Raw genomic sequence first — 15,986 nt, forward strand, 5'->3', positions numbered from 1 at the left:
TCCGGGAACCGTACCGGTTCATCCGTTTCAGACGCAGGGCCCGGCGCGGTTATAGCGCGATCAGGACCGCACGGAGGAGTATTTTTTCTGGATTTGGTCTATGACGAACTGGGGGACGAGGCTGGTAAGATCACCGTTGTAGCTCGCAATTTCCTTGACCGCTTTTGAGGATATAAAAGCGTATTCACCTTTGGTCATGAGAAAAACTGTTTCTATTTCAGGAGCGAGTTTGCTGTTGATTGAGGCGTTGGTCATTTCGTATTCGAAATCCGTTATGTTCCTGACTCCACGAATGATATAGTATATTCCATTCTTCCTGCAAAACTCTATTAACAATCCTTGAAAAGAAACTACTTCGATCGAGCTATCATCCTTGTAATAGTTATTTATGATCTCTAACCTCTCAGCAACAGAGAAAAGAGGTTGTTTCTCGCGATTGATCGCTATTGCCACTACCAGTTTATCACAAATGCCCCGGGACCTCTCAATAATATCGAGATGTCCGTTAGTTAAAGGGTCAAAGGATCCTGGATAAATCCCAAGTCGCATATATAATCCAAATACTCCAAGCCACAGCTAATTTAACAACTATTCAAATTCTGTCAACAATTTATTATTATTGATTCCCTACTTTAATAATACGCTTCAAAAATAAACCGATCCCTTGTCACCGATAGTTATCGGTGCCATGGTTGCCCTTACACCAGAACGAGCCTGTTTTGCTCTGACCCCTCTGCAATTTGACCCGTTAAACCCGATAGTTATCGGGTATACCGGGGGGTCAGAGCACTCCCCCCGCTCGATAGTTATCGGTAACAAGCCGCACATCCCGCCCGTCAAATGAACGTTACCGCCCCTATATACTTTTTTTTCCAGTAGGGATTGCCCATATCGGCATAGGAAACCCTTTTCCCCGAACTGGGCGCATGGATAAACCGCCTGCCCCCCATGTAAATCCCCACATGGGACAGCCTTTTCCGGCCGCTTGTCCTGAAAAAGACCAGGTCACCCGGTTTTGCCTGCCTCATCCGTATGGGCCGCCCCGCCCTGTACTGGCTCTTCACCGATCGGGGCAGCAGTATGCCGTTCTTTTCATAAACATACATGACATAGCCGGAGCAGTCGAAGCCGCCTGGCGATGCTCCGCCGTGGCGGTAGGGAACGCCCAGGTACCGCTGCGCCGTCCGCACGATCTTTCCGCGGTCTCCCTTATAGTAATACCGGCCATACCGGTAAAAACCGCACCCGGAGATGGAAGAGATCAGGAACAGGACAATGATAATCCAGATACATCTGCGTACCATCACCCTACTATTATCGGAAATTTAAAAGGGAATTATACCGTAAATGCCGTTGCGGGGGGAATTATTTTTTTGCCGTCAGATCTTCAAATTCATCTCGGGACAGGATCGTGAATATCTTGTTGAGCTTCGCCTTGCCGAAAATGCGGGATATCGACTCGTTGAGATCGAAAAATATCAGCTTGATATTGTTTGACATGGAATTATGGAGAAACTTGACAAAGGTGCCGATAGCGGAGGAGTCCACGAAAGTCATCTCGCGGCAATCGATGGCGATGATCTCGGGACCCATGGCCGCCAGCTTGTTCCAGGTTTCCTCGACCTGACGGACGTATCCTAGAAAAAACTCCCCTTTGATCTTAATAACCTTTATCGCGCCATGGTCATCTATATCTATTGAAACCACATTCTACTCCTGCAAGAGCGTCTTTAGAAGAATAATGCGCCGCTTCAGCCGGTTCTCCGTCAATAAACCGGACCGTCAGTAACAAAATAATTGACCTGTATCGTGATTCGTACAATAGTACTACCATAGCGAATCAATAGTCAACAAAATAATAGCTGATTCATAAAAATAGATAATGCACCTCGAAAATTCGACAGCCTGATCTTGAGCGAGAGAGCATTGTCATTTTCGAATTGACATGATGCGGTTGATGATGACATCAGACACCATGCAGGATAAAGCAACTAAATATTTCAAAGAAGGAAACAGCATGAAATTCATCGAAGGGGGCCTTGAACAGGTCAAGGGTTTCACCTTTTCCGCCGTTGAATGCGGCATCAGGTACAGCGGCAGGCTGGATTACTGCCTCATCGCGGCGGAGGGGCCCTGCAGCGCCGCCGGCATGTTCACCACCAACAAGGTCAACGCCGCACCGGTGAAGCTGTGCCGGGCCAGGATCGGCGGCGACATCCGGGGTATACTCGTCAACGCCACCAACGCCAATGCCTGCACCGGCGACCAGGGATACCGGACCGCCGAAATCCTCACCGCGGACATCGCGGCGCGCCTGAAGGTCGCGCCCGAATCGATACTGATGGCCTCGACGGGCATCATCGGCCGGCAGCTCCCCCTTGACAAAATGCTGGCCGCCCATGAAGGCCTCGTCGCGGCCCTCGGCAGCGACGGGGGGCGGATAATTCCCCGGGCCATCATGACCACCGACACCGTGCCGAAAGAGGTCTGCGTCTCCTTTACGGCCCCGGCGGGAGAATTCCGCGTCGCCGGCACCGCCAAGGGATCCGGCATGATCGCCCCGAACATGGCCACGCTGCTCTGCTTTATCGTAACGGACGCGCCGGTGGCCCCCGATGACCTCGCCGCCATCTTCAGGCGCGGCGTCTCCTCGACGCTGAACGCCATCACCATAGACGGGGACATGTCCACCAACGACACGGCCATCATCCTTTCGCCGCGGTCGGCCAGGCCCCTCTCCGGCAAGGACGACCTGGCCTCCTTCGAAGAGGCCCTGGCCGCGGTTCTGGGACGTCTGTCGGAAATGCTCATCGATGACGGAGAGGGCACGACCAAGCGCGTCCGCGTCACGGTTAAAAACGCCGCCTCCGCCGGCGACGCGGAGCGGATCGCGCGGTCCGTGGCGCAGTCGCTCCTGGTGAAGACAGCCTTCTTCGGCAACGACCCGAACTGGGGCAGGATAGCGGCGGCTGCCGGGTACTCCGGGGCGGCCATCGACGAGAACAGGCTCTGCGTCTCCTTCGACGACATGCCCCTCCTGGTCGACGGCGCGCCGGTCCCCTTCGACCGCGACGGCCTGGTCGGCATCATGAAGAAAAACATCTTCGAGGTCTTCGTTGACGTGGGCCTCGGCTCGTCCGGATGGTCGATGCTCACGACGGATATCACCTTCGACTATGTCAGGATCAACGCCGAGTACTCGACCTAGAGCCCGGTTCGATGCCCGGTTTTCGCGGCACACCCCTTCCGCCAAAAAAGTTGTGGACAGGGCTCATCCTTGCAGGGTAAAAAAAAGGACACGATGAAAAACCGAAAGATATATCTCATCAATCCGAAGAACCCCGAGAACTTCTGGACCATGGACAGTTCGGTCCGCGCGGTGGGGGTCAAAACCCTCATGCCCAACGCCGCGCTGGCGACCCTGGTGGCCCTCACCCCGGCCGATGCCGGCATCGAGTATCATTACTGCGACGAGAACGTGTCTCCCATACAATGGGAGGGCGATTACGACCTGGCGGCGGTCACCGGCTTTGTCCTGCATTCTGCCCGGATCAGGGAGATATGCGCCGCCTTCAGGGAAAGGGGCGTTCCCGTCGCCCTCGGCGGCGTCTATGCCACGCTCTACCCCCATGACGCCGAACAGCATGCCGATCATGTTTTCATCGGCGAAGCGGAATACACGTGGCCGCGGTTTCTCTCGGAGTGGGCGGCGGGCAAGGCCGAAAAAGTCTACAAGCAGGAAGAGCATGTGGACCTTACGGACAGTCCGGCGCCCGACTGGTCCCACATACGGGGCGGCGATTATCTCTACTTCCCGGTGCAGACCAGCAAGGGGTGCCCCAACAAATGCGATTTTTGCGACGCCATACGCCTGGTGGGACGGCGCTACCGTATGAAGACGATCCCCCAGATCATGACCGAGATCGGGAACGCCTTCAGGGCCGGGGCGGAAACGGTGTTTTTCTCTGAAGATAATTTTTTCGTCAACAAGGCCTTCACCGTCGAGCTGCTGAACGAGATTATCCGCTGGAACCGCTCGGTCAGGACCCCCCTCTCCTTCAGCGCCCAGGTGACGGTGCGCGTCGGGGAGGACGAGGAGATCCTCCGTCTCATGGCGGACGCGAAATTCTCGGTGCTTTTTCTCGGCGTCGAGAGCGTACGGCCGGAATGCCTCGCGGAAGTGAACAAGGGGCACATGGCGAAGGTGGACCCGTACAGGGCCGTGATGAACATATCCAGGTACGGAATACTCCCCTTTGTTGGGCTCATCGTCGGCTTCGATCACGACGACGAAAAAACCTTCGACGAGCTGGAGCAGTTCATCGAAAGGACCAATACGCCTTTCGCCTCCATTAGCATACTGAGCGCGCCGGAAAACACGGTGCTCTACGACCGGCTTCGCGCCCAGGACAGGATATCCGGCGAGTTCGACGGCAAATGGCATTTCTCCACGAACATCGTCCAGAAAAGCATGCCCCTTCACGACCTCCTGCACGGTCACCGCTCGCTGTTCCGGAAGATATACCATCCGGAGCGGTTCGAGCGGCGCTCCCTCAGATGGCTGGAGGGGATCGAATACCTTTCGTCCCATTACGGGAAATCCAGGATGAAGATGTCAAAGTTAATGAAGTTCTTTTTCATCACCTGGTTCTACGTTCTCCACGAGCCAGGACAGGTGCGAAACCTCTATTTCAGGTTCCTGAGGGAAGCATGGGACATCAACCCCCGCCACTTCAAGAAGGCCATAACCATCATGTCGCAGTATACCCACCACTATGATTTCTCCATGAGCGCGTCATGGCAGGGGATCGATGAAAGCGCCGGGGATTGAAAATTCCAATTTTCAGAGACGCCCTTAATTAAAAAAAATAGTGGACAGATCGCCGAAAATATACTTTATTATTTATATTGCATTCAGACAGATTTTAAGCCATCAAGGCTCATGGGTCTCAATACATGCTTGTTATGTGGGTTATCGGCGGAAAAAATAACATTGTAATCCATTATTTATGAAAGAACGCAGAAAGCATGAACGCACGGGCAATATCCGGGTCCGCGCGAAATTCCAGGTGAAGCCGTCCGATACCGATGACAGCTCCTATCCCATCATCAATATCAGCCTCGGCGGCATCCTCGTTGAATATCCCGGCGAGTTGAAGGCAAATCAGCTGGTCACCATATCCTTCGATCCCGCCGATACGGCCCTGAACCTGAGTTCACGCATTAAAGCCATCGTGGTTAGATGCGAAAACGGGCCGGAACATTACCATATCGCCCTGATGTTTGTCAATCCCTCCAGAATCGAAGAGGGAGAGATCCGTGAAATCATCAAGTCCCACAAGTAGCCCGTAACGCCAGAACGCATCGCGCGCAAATACCGCACATTACCCCGCCGGAACGATCACGAGCATCAGCGGCCGGGATGAGCCTACAATTTCAGTTGACAACAATGCCCGTACGGTCTAGATTAAAATCCATATGTTGAAACGATTTTCCATATATGCCGCGCTGATCCTGGCGCTGTCGGTCGCCGCCTCCGCGCAGACGCGAAAGGACCGGATCCTCATCTACAACATCTCCATCGCCTACGAGAAAAGCATTTTCATCGATACGCGCCGTAAGGCCGCCACAGAGGAGTTCGGGCATTTTTCCTTCATCATCCCCCACACCATCGCGCAGAACCTGAACTCCTCCGGCAGGGTCGAGGCCAGGAAAATCGACGGCGAGCTTCCCATTAAGGACATGGGCAGCGACGCCTTTTATGACGACATGGAGAGGCTGGGCAACCGGTACGGGGCGCAGTATATCATCGGCGGGCGCGCCACGGTTCGGGGAAGGAAGCTCTCCCTGGAGCTGGCCCTGATAAACGTCAAAACGCGGGATTTCATTGCCATCATCAAGGACAGCTTCGAAACGGGGGCGGAGCTCAAGAGCATCATCAATGAAATATCCGTCAACATCGAGCAGAAGCTCGGCGTATACCGGGCGGAAACCGCGGGCCGGCGCAGGGGCGGCGAGCGCCGCGAAGGCCGGGTCGAGACAGGACCGTCTCCCTTCCTCAAGGTCTACCGCGGCGCCCTTGACCGCGTCGGCTTCGGCGTGCAGACGGGCCGTTTCTTCATCAAGGGCCCCTTTTCCAGGATATACGCGGATTCCGAGTATTACAGCCCCTACCTTTCCTGCGATATCCTGAAATGGTTCGGCCTCACGGCGCAGGCCGATTACCTGAAGGCGGACAACGAGAACATCATCGTCAAGCAGAGATCGACTATGATGCTCTGGGCCGTCACCCTCAATGCCGATTTCACCTACATGTTCTTCGAGCATTTCGGCGTGAAGCTCACGGCGGGCTTCGGCGCTTCAATGGGCAGGATCGTCATGGGAACCGGGGACAATCCCTTCCTGGGGATCGTTTCCGCGCGGAAAAGCAACGATCCCTACCTCAACCTGGCCGCGTCGCTCAACCTCAGGTTCAAGCCCCTGGAGATCAATGCCGGCGGCGGATATAAATCGGCCTTTTTCAAGGGTAAGTCCCTCTCGCTGATCACCGTCTTCTTCGGCGTGGGCTTCCACTTGTAATTAGCGCCCGCCAAGTTTTAAAACATGCTCTTATAATTTTCTTGACATCCGAAGATGTTATTTTACGGTGTACGTTACGATAATTAATCATTCCATATATGACTTTTATCAGGTAATCGGGATCGTTCCCGATTTATTTTTTTTTAGGAAAGACACTTACGACACCGGGTTAGGATCATGGCCTCCACAAAACTTAAAAAGATAATGACCGACGACAAGAACCACCTGTTCCAGAATTACGGGAACAGGCAGAAAGTTTGCTTCGTCAGGGGCCGGAACAGCTACCTCTACGACCAGGACAACAGGAAGTACGTCGACTTCTTTTCCGGCATAGCCGTGTCCAGCCTGGGTTACGGCACCAAGGCCTATGCGAAGGCCCTGCACCGCCAGGTGGACAGCATCATACACAGCTCCAACCATTATTTCAACAGGGAGCAGAACGAGGCCGGCAGGCTCCTGAACGAGGTGTCCTTCCCCGGGAAGACCCTCTTTGTCAACAGCGGCACCGAGGCCACCGAGGCGGCCATCAAGCTCGCCCGCCGCTACGGCCTGAGCCACGGGAAGGACCGCTACCGCATCATCACCTTTGACAATTCATTCCACGGAAGGACCTACGGCGGCATGACCGCCACGGCCCAGAAGAAGATCCATGACGGATTCGGGCCCCTGGTGCCGGGCTTCACCTACCTTCCGGGAAACGATATCAAGATATTCGAGAAGGAGATCAGGAAAAACCGCGATGTCTGCGCGGTCATGATCGAGCTCATCCAGGGCGAAGGGGGGATACAGGTAGCCGATAAGAGGTTCGTCAAGGACCTGTTCCGCCTCTGCAACAAGAACGGCATACTCACCATCGTCGACGAGGTGCAGACCGGCGTCGGCAGGACCGGGACCATGTTCGCCTACCAGCATTTCGGCGTGGTCCCCGACATCATCACCATGGCCAAGGGCCTGGCCGGCGGCGTCCCCATCGGGGCGATACACGCGAAGAATTTCCTGCCGGAATTCCTGCCCAGGGGGACCCACGGGACCACCTTCGGCGGGAACCATCTCGCCTGCGCCGCGGCCGCCGCCGTGCTGAAGCAGGTGCGCGCCAAGGCCTTCCTCGCCAACGTGAACGCCGTGGGCGGCTATTTCTTCGACGCGCTGAACGGCCTCTCGAAGAAGGTCGGATTCATAAAGGAAGTTCGCGGCCTGGGCCTGCACATCGGCATCGAGCTCACGAAGCCGGGGGCGGACCTGGTGCCGAAGGCCCTGGAAAAGGGACTGGTGATCAACTGCACGGCCGACAAGGTCATCAGGATCATGCCGCCCCTGAACATCACCCTGAAAACGGCGCGGGAAGGCATGAAGATCCTCGAGCGTCTATTCCTGGAAGAGGGAGGCGCGCAGTGAATATTCCCAAGATCAAAACCAAGGACCTTATCGCCGTGAGCGACCTCGAAAAGGGCGAGATCATGGACATCTTCAGCCTGGCCGCGGGCCTGAAAAGGGACGCGGCCAGGGGAAAGCACCCCGACTTTTTGCACAAGAAATCCCTCGCCATGATCTTCGAAAAGAGCTCCACCAGGACCAGGGTCTCCTTCGAGACCGGCGTCACCCAGCTCGGCGGCCACGCCCTCTTCCTGGACGGCAACGACATACAGCTCAAGCGGGGCGAGACGATCGTCGACACCGCGAAGGTGCTTTCACGCTACGTGGACGGCATCATGATACGGACCTTCTCCCACGACAATGTCGTGGAGCTGGCGAAGAGCGCCACCGTGCCGGTCATCAACGGCCTCAGCGACGAGCATCACCCGTGCCAGGCCCTGGCGGACTTCTTCACCATCTTCGAGCGCGAGGGGAACTTCAAGAAGACGCACCTGGCCTACGTGGGCGACGGCAACAACGTGGCCAACTCCCTCATCCAGTGCGCCGCCATCCTGGGCGCGGACATATCTATCGCCTGCCCCAAGCAATACGAGCCGGACCCCTACGTGGTGGACGACGCGCGAAAGATCGCGGCCCGGTCCGGATCGACCATCGTCATAACCAGGGACCCGGAAACCGCCGTCAAGAACGCCAACTACATCTACACCGACGTGTGGATCAGCATGGGCGAGGAAAAGAAGGCCGCCGCCAAGAGAAAGGCCCTGGCGAAATACAAGATCACCAAGGAGCTTCTCAGCAAGGGACGGGCCGATTCCAAGGTGATGCACTGCCTTCCCGCCCACCGCGACGAGGAGATCGAGGGCGACGTCCTCGACTCGGGGCGTTCCATCGTGTTCGACGAGGCTGAGAACAGGCTCCACGTGCAGAAAGCGGTGATGTGCGCCCTCATGGCCAGGCGGTAACGCCGGCGGCCCCGGCAACTCCATTCGCAATTCATTGTATCTAACCGGTTCCCGCCGCGGTTACTGGTTGACAATTATCCGTTTCCATGGTAATGAACACCCACAGGCTCCGAAGAGAGGGAGAGCGCCTTAAAAATCAAACAATACCTGGGGGTACACGCTTATGAAGATTCCGGCCGGAATAGTGTCCGTTATTTGCTTCATCGCCCTTGCCTCGTCCGCTCTCAGCGCCGGCGAAGCCTCTTCGCAGGGTGAGAAACTCTACCAGTATCTTTCGCAGAAGATCATCACCGAAGGTGACACGTCCTTCACGGAGGGCCTGAACGCCCGCTCCCGCGGCCTCGACTGGTCCGGGGCCCGCACCGCCGAGGTGACCGGCAACCTCCGCATCCTGAAGCCGAAAGGATCCGGCGGCGCCCTTTACTTCATCCGGGACGCCGGCGGCGCCATGTACATCCTCTCCCTGCCAGCGGAGGGGGGGACCTCGCCGGAGAAACTTGAGAAGATGACCGAGAACAGGATGAGCTTCACCCTGGAGACCCTCGCCGGCGACCATGAAGGAAGGGCCTACCTGTTCGCACGGATCAAGGGCGAGCCGAAGGCCTCCCTCTTTGATAAAATATTCAAGATATCCATAGTGCTCATGCTCTTTTTCGTCATGGTGGGGATGGGACTCACCCTGAAGATCGGCGACTTCACCCTGGTCTTCCGCAAGCCCCGGGGCATCGTTATCGGCGTTCTTCTCCAGTACGGCCTGATGCCCCTGATAGCCCTGGGCTTAAGCCATCTCTTCGGTTTTTACCAAGCCTATCCCTTCATCTTCATGGGGCTGATCCTGGCCACGGCGAGCCCGGCGGGGGTCACCTCGAACCTGCTGACCCAGTTCGCCAAGGGAGACCTGGCCCTTTCCATATCGCTGACCTCGATCTCCACCATACTGGCGCTTTTCTGCACGCCCCTGCTCCTCACTCTCTACGGAAACACCGGCGCCGGGGCGACCGTTCCCGCCGTTCTTATCGCCCAGACCATCGTCGTCCTGGTCATCATCCCCCTGGCCGTGGGCATGACGGTGCGGGCCCGCGCTGAAAAGATCGCGACAAAGGCGGCGCCCCTCTTCTCGGTGCTGGGCATCGTCACGGTCCTCTTCATCATGGTGACCGGCGTGGCGGGCAACATCACCGCCCTGACCGACACGGAGCGCTACAGCGTCTCCTTTTACTTCGTTCCCCTCATACTGGCCCTAACCGGCATGGCCGTCGCGGTCGGGGCCGCGAAGATCTTCCGGATGCCCTCGCGGCAGGTGCGCTCCCTGGCCTTTGAGGCGGGCGTGCGCAATTCGGCCCTTTCCATGACCCTGGCCATTCTCATCCAGGACCAGATCGGGGACTTTTACAGTTCCCTCTTCATCGTCAACGGCATCTACGGGCTGGAGATGTACATCGCGGGATTGATCTTCGTGTTCCTGTTCAGGAAGTTTTCCTCCGGTGAGGCGGCGGAGTAAAGTCCGCCGCTATTCCGAGCAGACGCTTTTCGCAGGCTTGGTTGATTTCACCTTTTGGGCCGCGTCCCGGGCCGCTTTAGCAAGTGCGGATGACGCCGGCAGCTCATAGCCGTTGTCCGGCACATAGAGGGCGTCCGGCCCTGTGCCGCAGAGGCTCACGATGATCGGATACCCTGGCAGGATCGGGTCGATGTCGCTCTCGGCCATGACCGAGAAGGTGATCCTTTCGTAGCGGGGGCCCCGCAGGGTTTCCAGCACCCTGGCGCGGTAGATATGGTTCACGTAGCCCCCGAGGCGGCGCAGGGGGCCCTTCTCCTTAACCTTTCCCTTCTCTATGAACACGATGGCGGAGTAGTCTGTGGTGGCGATGTTGGCCCTGACCAGATCCGGGGTGATACCCTCATACTCAGGGGCAACCTTCATGACGGAACTGTTCTCGGTCCAGGTGTCGCAGGAAGGAAGGAGGACAAGGAAGGCGATAACTATCGGGAATGTTTTACAGTGTATCATCATGCGTATCATGAAGGATAGTTCGGGGATTGCAAGTATTTATTCGGGAAATGTATGATATAAAAAGCCCCCTGCGAGGGATAAGCAGGGGGCTGTGAGAATCCCTAATAGTTTTACCGCGCCGGGAAGCAGTGAGCGCCCGAGCTCGCCGGTTGAGGCAGGTCATCAGTCCCATTGGCAGCTTCAAAAGACATGGTAATAGGATTGAAAATGCTTGTTGTTTGGCTTGAACCTCCATGGATGACCATGAACTTGCCTTTATGGACGCCGCCGTTTATTCTAAACGAAAACGCTCCGTCGTCAATACCCGGGGAGATAATCGGGCCAGAGGTAATCGTATTATTCTTATTATATACTGACGTCGTTGTCGGCGTTGGGAAACCGCCATTTTCACCATGGAAAATAAGAATGCACCCGGCATTGGGTCCTTCTTTTATAGGAATACTGTGGGCCCCGAGACCGGCATTTCCGGTCAGGTTGGGCCCGGACGAGAATGATGGGCCTGACGGATCGTAGAGCCAGGTAATATTAAGTCCTTCAATAACGAGCCACTTACCAGCTTGCAATGCCCCTGCTGGAATCAGGGACGCATGGCCACCCTGATAAATATAGGCAGTGGGATCTATTTCCATCAAAGGATCCATGGTATTGGTGGCCTGATAAAATACCTGATAATAAGGACCGTTGCCGAGCACAATCACCCTATCACCGCTCGCGGTAGGCAGACTGAAGGACCCATACCCGACATTCGCGCCCATAGTAACGATACCGGCATCAAAACTATCGGTTGTTTGATTATATAACCGCGTTGCATTAGAAACGCCGCCACAGACGACCAGATACGAATTTATGTTAGAACCGCCTGTTATCTTGAAGCTGTGCGCCCCATAACCAATACCGGTAATAGTGCTAGGGCTGGTGGGGTTGGTTATTTTTGATTGATCCGCCGGATTGTATATCGAAGTAGCAGTACCATTGGAGTGGATAACCATGCGCCGACCCGGATACGAAGAACTGGAATCCATCAGGAAGCTATGCCCCCCTGACGAGACCGGACCGATGGAAACTGCGTTGGTGAATTCGTTGTTTATCGGATCATATGTTGCCGTATTGCTGCTTGAGCCGCCGCCATTGACCACCATCATCGGCATAACGCCCCTTCCGGTCAGGTTGATCACGTAGAAAGGCTCGTCCGGGTCGTCGGTTTCGATTTCAACGGCAGCCGTACGTACTCCTTCGCCCGCAGGGTCGAAGGTGATTTCAAGATCACCTACGCTAGAAGTGGTGACCAGCAAGCTGGGCATGAGCGTTATTGTATATTCACCGGCATGAATACCGGTAATGGTTACATTATATATGTTAAGATCCATGGAGCCACTATTCTGGATCTCATACACGGATGTCAGGGAGGTCCCCCCGATCAGCACTTCGCCGAAATCAAAGTCGCAGCCCGAGGGATAATACACGCTACCTCCCGAATTGCTAACCAGGATATCGGGGGTCGCCGCCCCATAACCGCTGCCGTTGAGGTTCAGGGTAAAGGTCCCCACGTCGGGGTCATTTGAGATTATCGTGAGCACCGTCGAGAGTGGCCCCACCGATATCGGCGCGAAGTTAACATCAAAGTACGAGCTTCCACCCGCGGCTATCGTTGATGAAGGCGTGAGAGTGCCGGTAGAAAAATGTGTTGTATCCGCGACAGAAGGATTCGCCAAGATGGTAAGCGCGGATGTCCCCTTGTTGGTTATGACGAATCGCGCCCCGCTTAAACCGCCGCCGCTTTGAACCATGCCTAAATTATAGGAGCCGCCTGAAACATACTCGATGCCGTCAACGGTGAGCTGGATATCCTGGACCGCCGCAGCGCTGCCAGCGCCGCTAAGATTGATCCAGTACGATGGGGTATCGGGATCGTTCGAGGCTATGGACAGAATTCCCGAATCGGAATCGGCCGCGTCAGGCGTATATGCGACGGTGAATGTCGTGGTGCCGCCGCCGGGAATGCTCATTTCATCTATGCCGGTAACTGAGAACGTGGAACCGGTAACGATCCAGGGCCATGCCGAAAGCTCAAGGCCGCCGACGCCGTTGTTCTTTATCGTAAATGTGGCCGTCTTCGTGACACCGACCTCTACAGCACCGAAGCTGAAGGTGCTGCTGCCCGAAGGATACTCGGTCGACCCGACCTTAAGTGATATATCCGGTGCCGGGGCAGACACGCCGTTTCCGGTGAGGGTGATCGTGTAGGGGCTTTCACCGCCAACAACATCGTTTGAGGAGATCGAGAGGGTGTCGCTGAAGCCCGTGGACGCGTTTGGAGTGAACGTGACCGTAATGTTCTCGCTGGCCCCGCCCGGAATGTTGTAGAATTGCGCTCCATATAGTCCGGGATCGCTGACAACGAATACGCCAACCGAGGGAGACGGAACGCCGATGGTGAGCGTTCCGGTTCCCGTATTCTGCACGGTAAAAGTTACTGTTTTAGAGGTTCCCTGCTGAACGGTGCCGAAATTATAACTGCTGCTGCCCGAAAGATAATTGACAGCACCCACCTTGACATTGATGTCCGGCAAGTAGGCATAGCAGCTGTTAAGATTTACATAATACACCGGTTCATCAGGATCATCGGAATGGATCTCAAGAATAGCAGGGCGGTAACCCGCCGCTGTCGGATCAAAGGTAATCGTAAAGGTCGCGGTGAGGTCTCCTGCGGCTACTGTGCTTGGGCCGCTTACGATAAATTCTCCCGCAGATGTGCCGGTCAATGAATAACTCACGGAGGTCAGGTCCCCGCCGCCCAGGTTTTGTATCGTAAAAGTTAAATCAAGCGGCGTACCAACATAGGTGGTGGCGCCTATGCCGTCACCCGACACAAAATTGGTACCGGAGTATTGAAGATTTATGTCCGGGATAGTGTTTTTTGTCGCCGTGTCCGTCACTGCGGCCCCTATGTTGCCGGCCGCATCGGTTAGGGTGACGCTCAAGGTCAGGGTGCCGTCACCGAGGCCGGAAACATTGATGCCGGTAATCGTTTCTCCGGCCGCGGCGACCGTGCCGCTGCCGCTGACCGTACCGGTGCCGTCAGTGATGCTGTAATTGTATGCTGCACCCAATTCAGCGCCGCCGAAGGTAAATGAGACAGATGCTTCGTTCGCGCTGTTGACGGGGTCCTGGTCAAAAGAAACTCCATAGCTGGAAGGCGCCACAGTATCCTTCACCACCGTTGTCGAATCTATACCCGAATTGCCCGCGGCGTCGGTCTGTTCCGCGGTCACGCTGACCGATGGGCCTTCGGAAACGCCGCTTACGTTCATGGTTCCCGTGGTGAAGGAACCGCCACTGCAGGTCGGCGTATCGATGACGGAAACACCGACGGTGACGGTTACCGTCAATCCGTTCTCACAGGTGCCGGAAACAACATAGCCCGAAGCGTTTGACGAATTGATCGTCGGCGTCGATGTAAATGTCACATCCGGGGCATCATTGTCAACGGTTAAAGAGCCGCTGGGTCCCTCGGCGAGGCTCGTGTTACCGGCCGTGTCCGATGCGGTATTGGCCGCCACGGTAATGGCAACCGTACCGTCCCCGGTGCAGCCGGAAAGTGTTACCATCGGCGTCGAGGTGGTACCGCCCGTGACATTGACCGTGCCGCATGTGGCCGCGGGTGTTTGAGATATGTCACCATTGGTCAGATTGACCGTATCGGCGTCAGTATAGGTTACCGCGAAGCTTGAGTTTCCCAGGCTGTTGATCAACGATGGCGACGGTGCACTGATGGACACAGTGGGCGCGACAGTGTCTTTTGACACCGCGGTGGAGCCGCTGCCCTGGTTGCCCGCCGTATCGGTTTGCCTGGCCGCCACGGTTACCGTTCCGTCCGGTGGGGCGCTCACGTTCATTAAAGTTGCCGAGAAAGTACCGCCGCCCATACAGGTACCGCTCGTATTATCCGTTCCGTTGATGCTTATTATTACCGTCGTACCAACATCCGAGCAGTTTCCGGATACAGAATATGTTGTCTGGTTCGCCGCGTTTATCGTCGGCGCCGTTGTGATGGCAACAGTCGGCAGGACCGTATCCTTTATAATATTTCTGGAGGCATTTCCGCTGTTGCCGGCCGCATCAGTATCACGCAGGTACAGGGTAAAGCCGGTCTCACCCACTCCCGCGAATTCCGGAATGGCTGACAGGGTGGTAACCCCGTTCGTCGCGGCGGTCCAGTTGATGTTGTCGACCGACACCTCTGGGGTGGTAGGCTCCGTGTCCGTGAAAACTATCACGGCAGTCCCGTTGACGTAGGCACCGCCCGCCGGGGTGGTTATCATCAACCCCGGGATCGTATTATCCACAGCAACCGCGGGGCCGGGGCCCGTGCCGGTGTCCATGTTGCCCTCATCGTCGGACGATGTGCCCGCCGCAATGGTAATTGTGGCCGTGCCGTCGCCGGTGCAACCGGAAAGCGTTACCGTTGGCGTAAATGTTGTGCCATTCGTAACGATGATCGGCGCACAGGTTGCGGTCCCCGTTGTGGTGAGAGTGACGTCCGTGGCGGTCAGGTTTACCGTGGTCACATTCGAGTAGATAATGTTATAATTAACGCTCCCACTCGAATTAACGGCGGCCGTTGACGGCGCGCCGATTGTCACCGTGGGGATAAAACTGAAAAATTGTTCAATACCTAAAAGCGATAGGGGATTCCATGAATTTGTTTGAAGGTTATTTCTTTCACATTGTGTAAAGAAAAACAACGAAACAAGAACCACAATTCCGGTGGATAGTTTTCTCCTCAGCATCAATAACAGACCCTTCAACAATTGAAAATAGTATGCTACAATAAGACTTTATGTATATATGGGGAACATCGATTAATTCAATCTAGCTGTTCCCTGAATTGCGCTTTCATCAAAATGAATTAGTTTTTTCAATGCCATGATAATGAAAATTCCAAATTTTGAAATGCACATTATTAAATATATATTTCAATTATCGACCAGTCAAATTAATCCTGTTAAATATTTAATCGAGTGTTAAAAAACAAATTTAATAAGATCTGTATTTCT

Annotated in this window: 12 protein-coding genes; 7 read left to right on the top strand and 5 right to left on the bottom strand. The window is 55.4% G+C overall.

Annotation, left to right across the window (positions count from 1 at the left end; all coding sequences use genetic code 11):
• Window positions 1–60 precede the first annotated feature (60 nt).
• From coaD to KA369_09860, 3 genes are all read right to left on the bottom strand, one after another.
• On the bottom strand, window positions 61–549 hold the full coding sequence (gene coaD / locus KA369_09850) for a pantetheine-phosphate adenylyltransferase (protein ID MBP7736261.1): 489 nt from the start codon (window positions 547–549) through the stop codon (window positions 61–63).
• 287 nt (window positions 550–836) lie between these two features.
• Window positions 837–1,304 carry a C40 family peptidase gene (locus KA369_09855; protein MBP7736262.1) on the bottom strand — a complete coding sequence of 156 codons (468 nt, stop codon included), beginning with the start codon at window positions 1,302–1,304 and terminating at the stop codon, window positions 837–839.
• A gap of 61 nt (window positions 1,305–1,365) precedes the next feature.
• Window positions 1,366–1,707, bottom strand: a complete 342-nt coding sequence (locus KA369_09860; protein MBP7736263.1) for an STAS domain-containing protein — start codon at window positions 1,705–1,707, stop codon at window positions 1,366–1,368.
• A 250-nt stretch (window positions 1,708–1,957) separates the two neighbouring features.
• On the opposite strand from KA369_09860, the gene argJ reads away from it, so the two are divergent.
• From argJ to KA369_09895, 7 genes are all read left to right on the top strand, one after another.
• Entirely contained in the window at window positions 1,958–3,208 is a 1,251-nt protein-coding gene (gene argJ / locus KA369_09865) for a bifunctional glutamate N-acetyltransferase/amino-acid acetyltransferase ArgJ (GenBank protein MBP7736264.1), read from the top strand.
• 93 nt (window positions 3,209–3,301) lie between these two features.
• Entirely contained in the window at window positions 3,302–4,831 is a 1,530-nt protein-coding gene (locus KA369_09870; protein MBP7736265.1) for a radical SAM protein, read from the top strand.
• Between the two features lie 178 nt (window positions 4,832–5,009).
• The gene (locus tag KA369_09875) at window positions 5,010–5,345 is read left to right on the top strand and encodes a PilZ domain-containing protein (protein ID MBP7736266.1); all 336 of its coding nucleotides are present in this window, start codon (window positions 5,010–5,012) and stop codon (window positions 5,343–5,345) included.
• 133 nt (window positions 5,346–5,478) lie between these two features.
• Window positions 5,479–6,579 (top strand): hypothetical protein, encoded by a 1,101-nt coding sequence (locus KA369_09880; GenBank protein MBP7736267.1) that lies wholly within the window; start codon window positions 5,479–5,481, stop codon window positions 6,577–6,579.
• A gap of 204 nt (window positions 6,580–6,783) precedes the next feature.
• Window positions 6,784–7,974: an acetylornithine/succinylornithine family transaminase gene (locus KA369_09885; GenBank protein MBP7736268.1), complete on the top strand. Its 1,191-nt coding sequence runs from the start codon at window positions 6,784–6,786 to the stop codon at window positions 7,972–7,974.
• Window positions 7,975–7,985: 11 nt separating this feature from the next.
• The gene (gene argF, locus KA369_09890; GenBank protein MBP7736269.1) at window positions 7,986–8,915 is read left to right on the top strand and encodes an ornithine carbamoyltransferase; all 930 of its coding nucleotides are present in this window, start codon (window positions 7,986–7,988) and stop codon (window positions 8,913–8,915) included.
• 163 nt (window positions 8,916–9,078) lie between these two features.
• The gene (locus tag KA369_09895; protein ID MBP7736270.1) at window positions 9,079–10,416 is read left to right on the top strand and encodes a bile acid:sodium symporter family protein; all 1,338 of its coding nucleotides are present in this window, start codon (window positions 9,079–9,081) and stop codon (window positions 10,414–10,416) included.
• Window positions 10,417–10,425: 9 nt separating this feature from the next.
• Here KA369_09895 and KA369_09900 read toward each other — a convergent pair whose 3' ends face one another.
• Together KA369_09900 and KA369_09905 are read right to left on the bottom strand one after the other, a co-directional pair.
• The gene (locus KA369_09900; protein MBP7736271.1) at window positions 10,426–10,926 is read right to left on the bottom strand and encodes a hypothetical protein; all 501 of its coding nucleotides are present in this window, start codon (window positions 10,924–10,926) and stop codon (window positions 10,426–10,428) included.
• A gap of 113 nt (window positions 10,927–11,039) precedes the next feature.
• Complete coding sequence (locus tag KA369_09905) at window positions 11,040–15,719, bottom strand: choice-of-anchor D domain-containing protein (GenBank protein MBP7736272.1); 4,680 nt, start codon at window positions 15,717–15,719, stop codon at window positions 11,040–11,042.
• Window positions 15,720–15,986 lie beyond the last annotated feature (267 nt).

Source organism: Spirochaetota bacterium (genome assembly GCA_017999915.1).
GTDB lineage: Bacteria > Spirochaetota > UBA4802 > UBA4802 > UBA5550 > RBG-16-49-21.

What these genes read in the sequence shown, in the direction of transcription:
- KA369_09905 (MBP7736272.1), bottom strand. Translation starts at nt 15,719, where the DNA reads ATGCTGAGGAGAAAACTATCCACCGGAATTGTGGTTCTTGTTTCGTTG.
- KA369_09900 (MBP7736271.1), bottom strand. Translation starts at nt 10,926, where the DNA reads ATGATACACTGTAAAACATTCCCGATAGTTATCGCCTTCCTTGTCCTC.
- KA369_09895 (MBP7736270.1), top strand. Translation starts at nt 9,079, where the DNA reads ATGAAGATTCCGGCCGGAATAGTGTCCGTTATTTGCTTCATCGCCCTT.
- KA369_09885 (MBP7736268.1), top strand. Translation starts at nt 6,784, where the DNA reads ATGACCGACGACAAGAACCACCTGTTCCAGAATTACGGGAACAGGCAG.
- coaD (MBP7736261.1), bottom strand. Translation starts at nt 549, where the DNA reads ATGCGACTTGGGATTTATCCAGGATCCTTTGACCCTTTAACTAACGGA.
- KA369_09880 (MBP7736267.1), top strand. Translation starts at nt 5,479, where the DNA reads ATGTTGAAACGATTTTCCATATATGCCGCGCTGATCCTGGCGCTGTCG.
- argJ (MBP7736264.1), top strand. Translation starts at nt 1,958, where the DNA reads ATGATGACATCAGACACCATGCAGGATAAAGCAACTAAATATTTCAAA.
- KA369_09875 (MBP7736266.1), top strand. Translation starts at nt 5,010, where the DNA reads ATGAAAGAACGCAGAAAGCATGAACGCACGGGCAATATCCGGGTCCGC.
- KA369_09855 (MBP7736262.1), bottom strand. Translation starts at nt 1,304, where the DNA reads ATGGTACGCAGATGTATCTGGATTATCATTGTCCTGTTCCTGATCTCT.
- KA369_09870 (MBP7736265.1), top strand. Translation starts at nt 3,302, where the DNA reads ATGAAAAACCGAAAGATATATCTCATCAATCCGAAGAACCCCGAGAAC.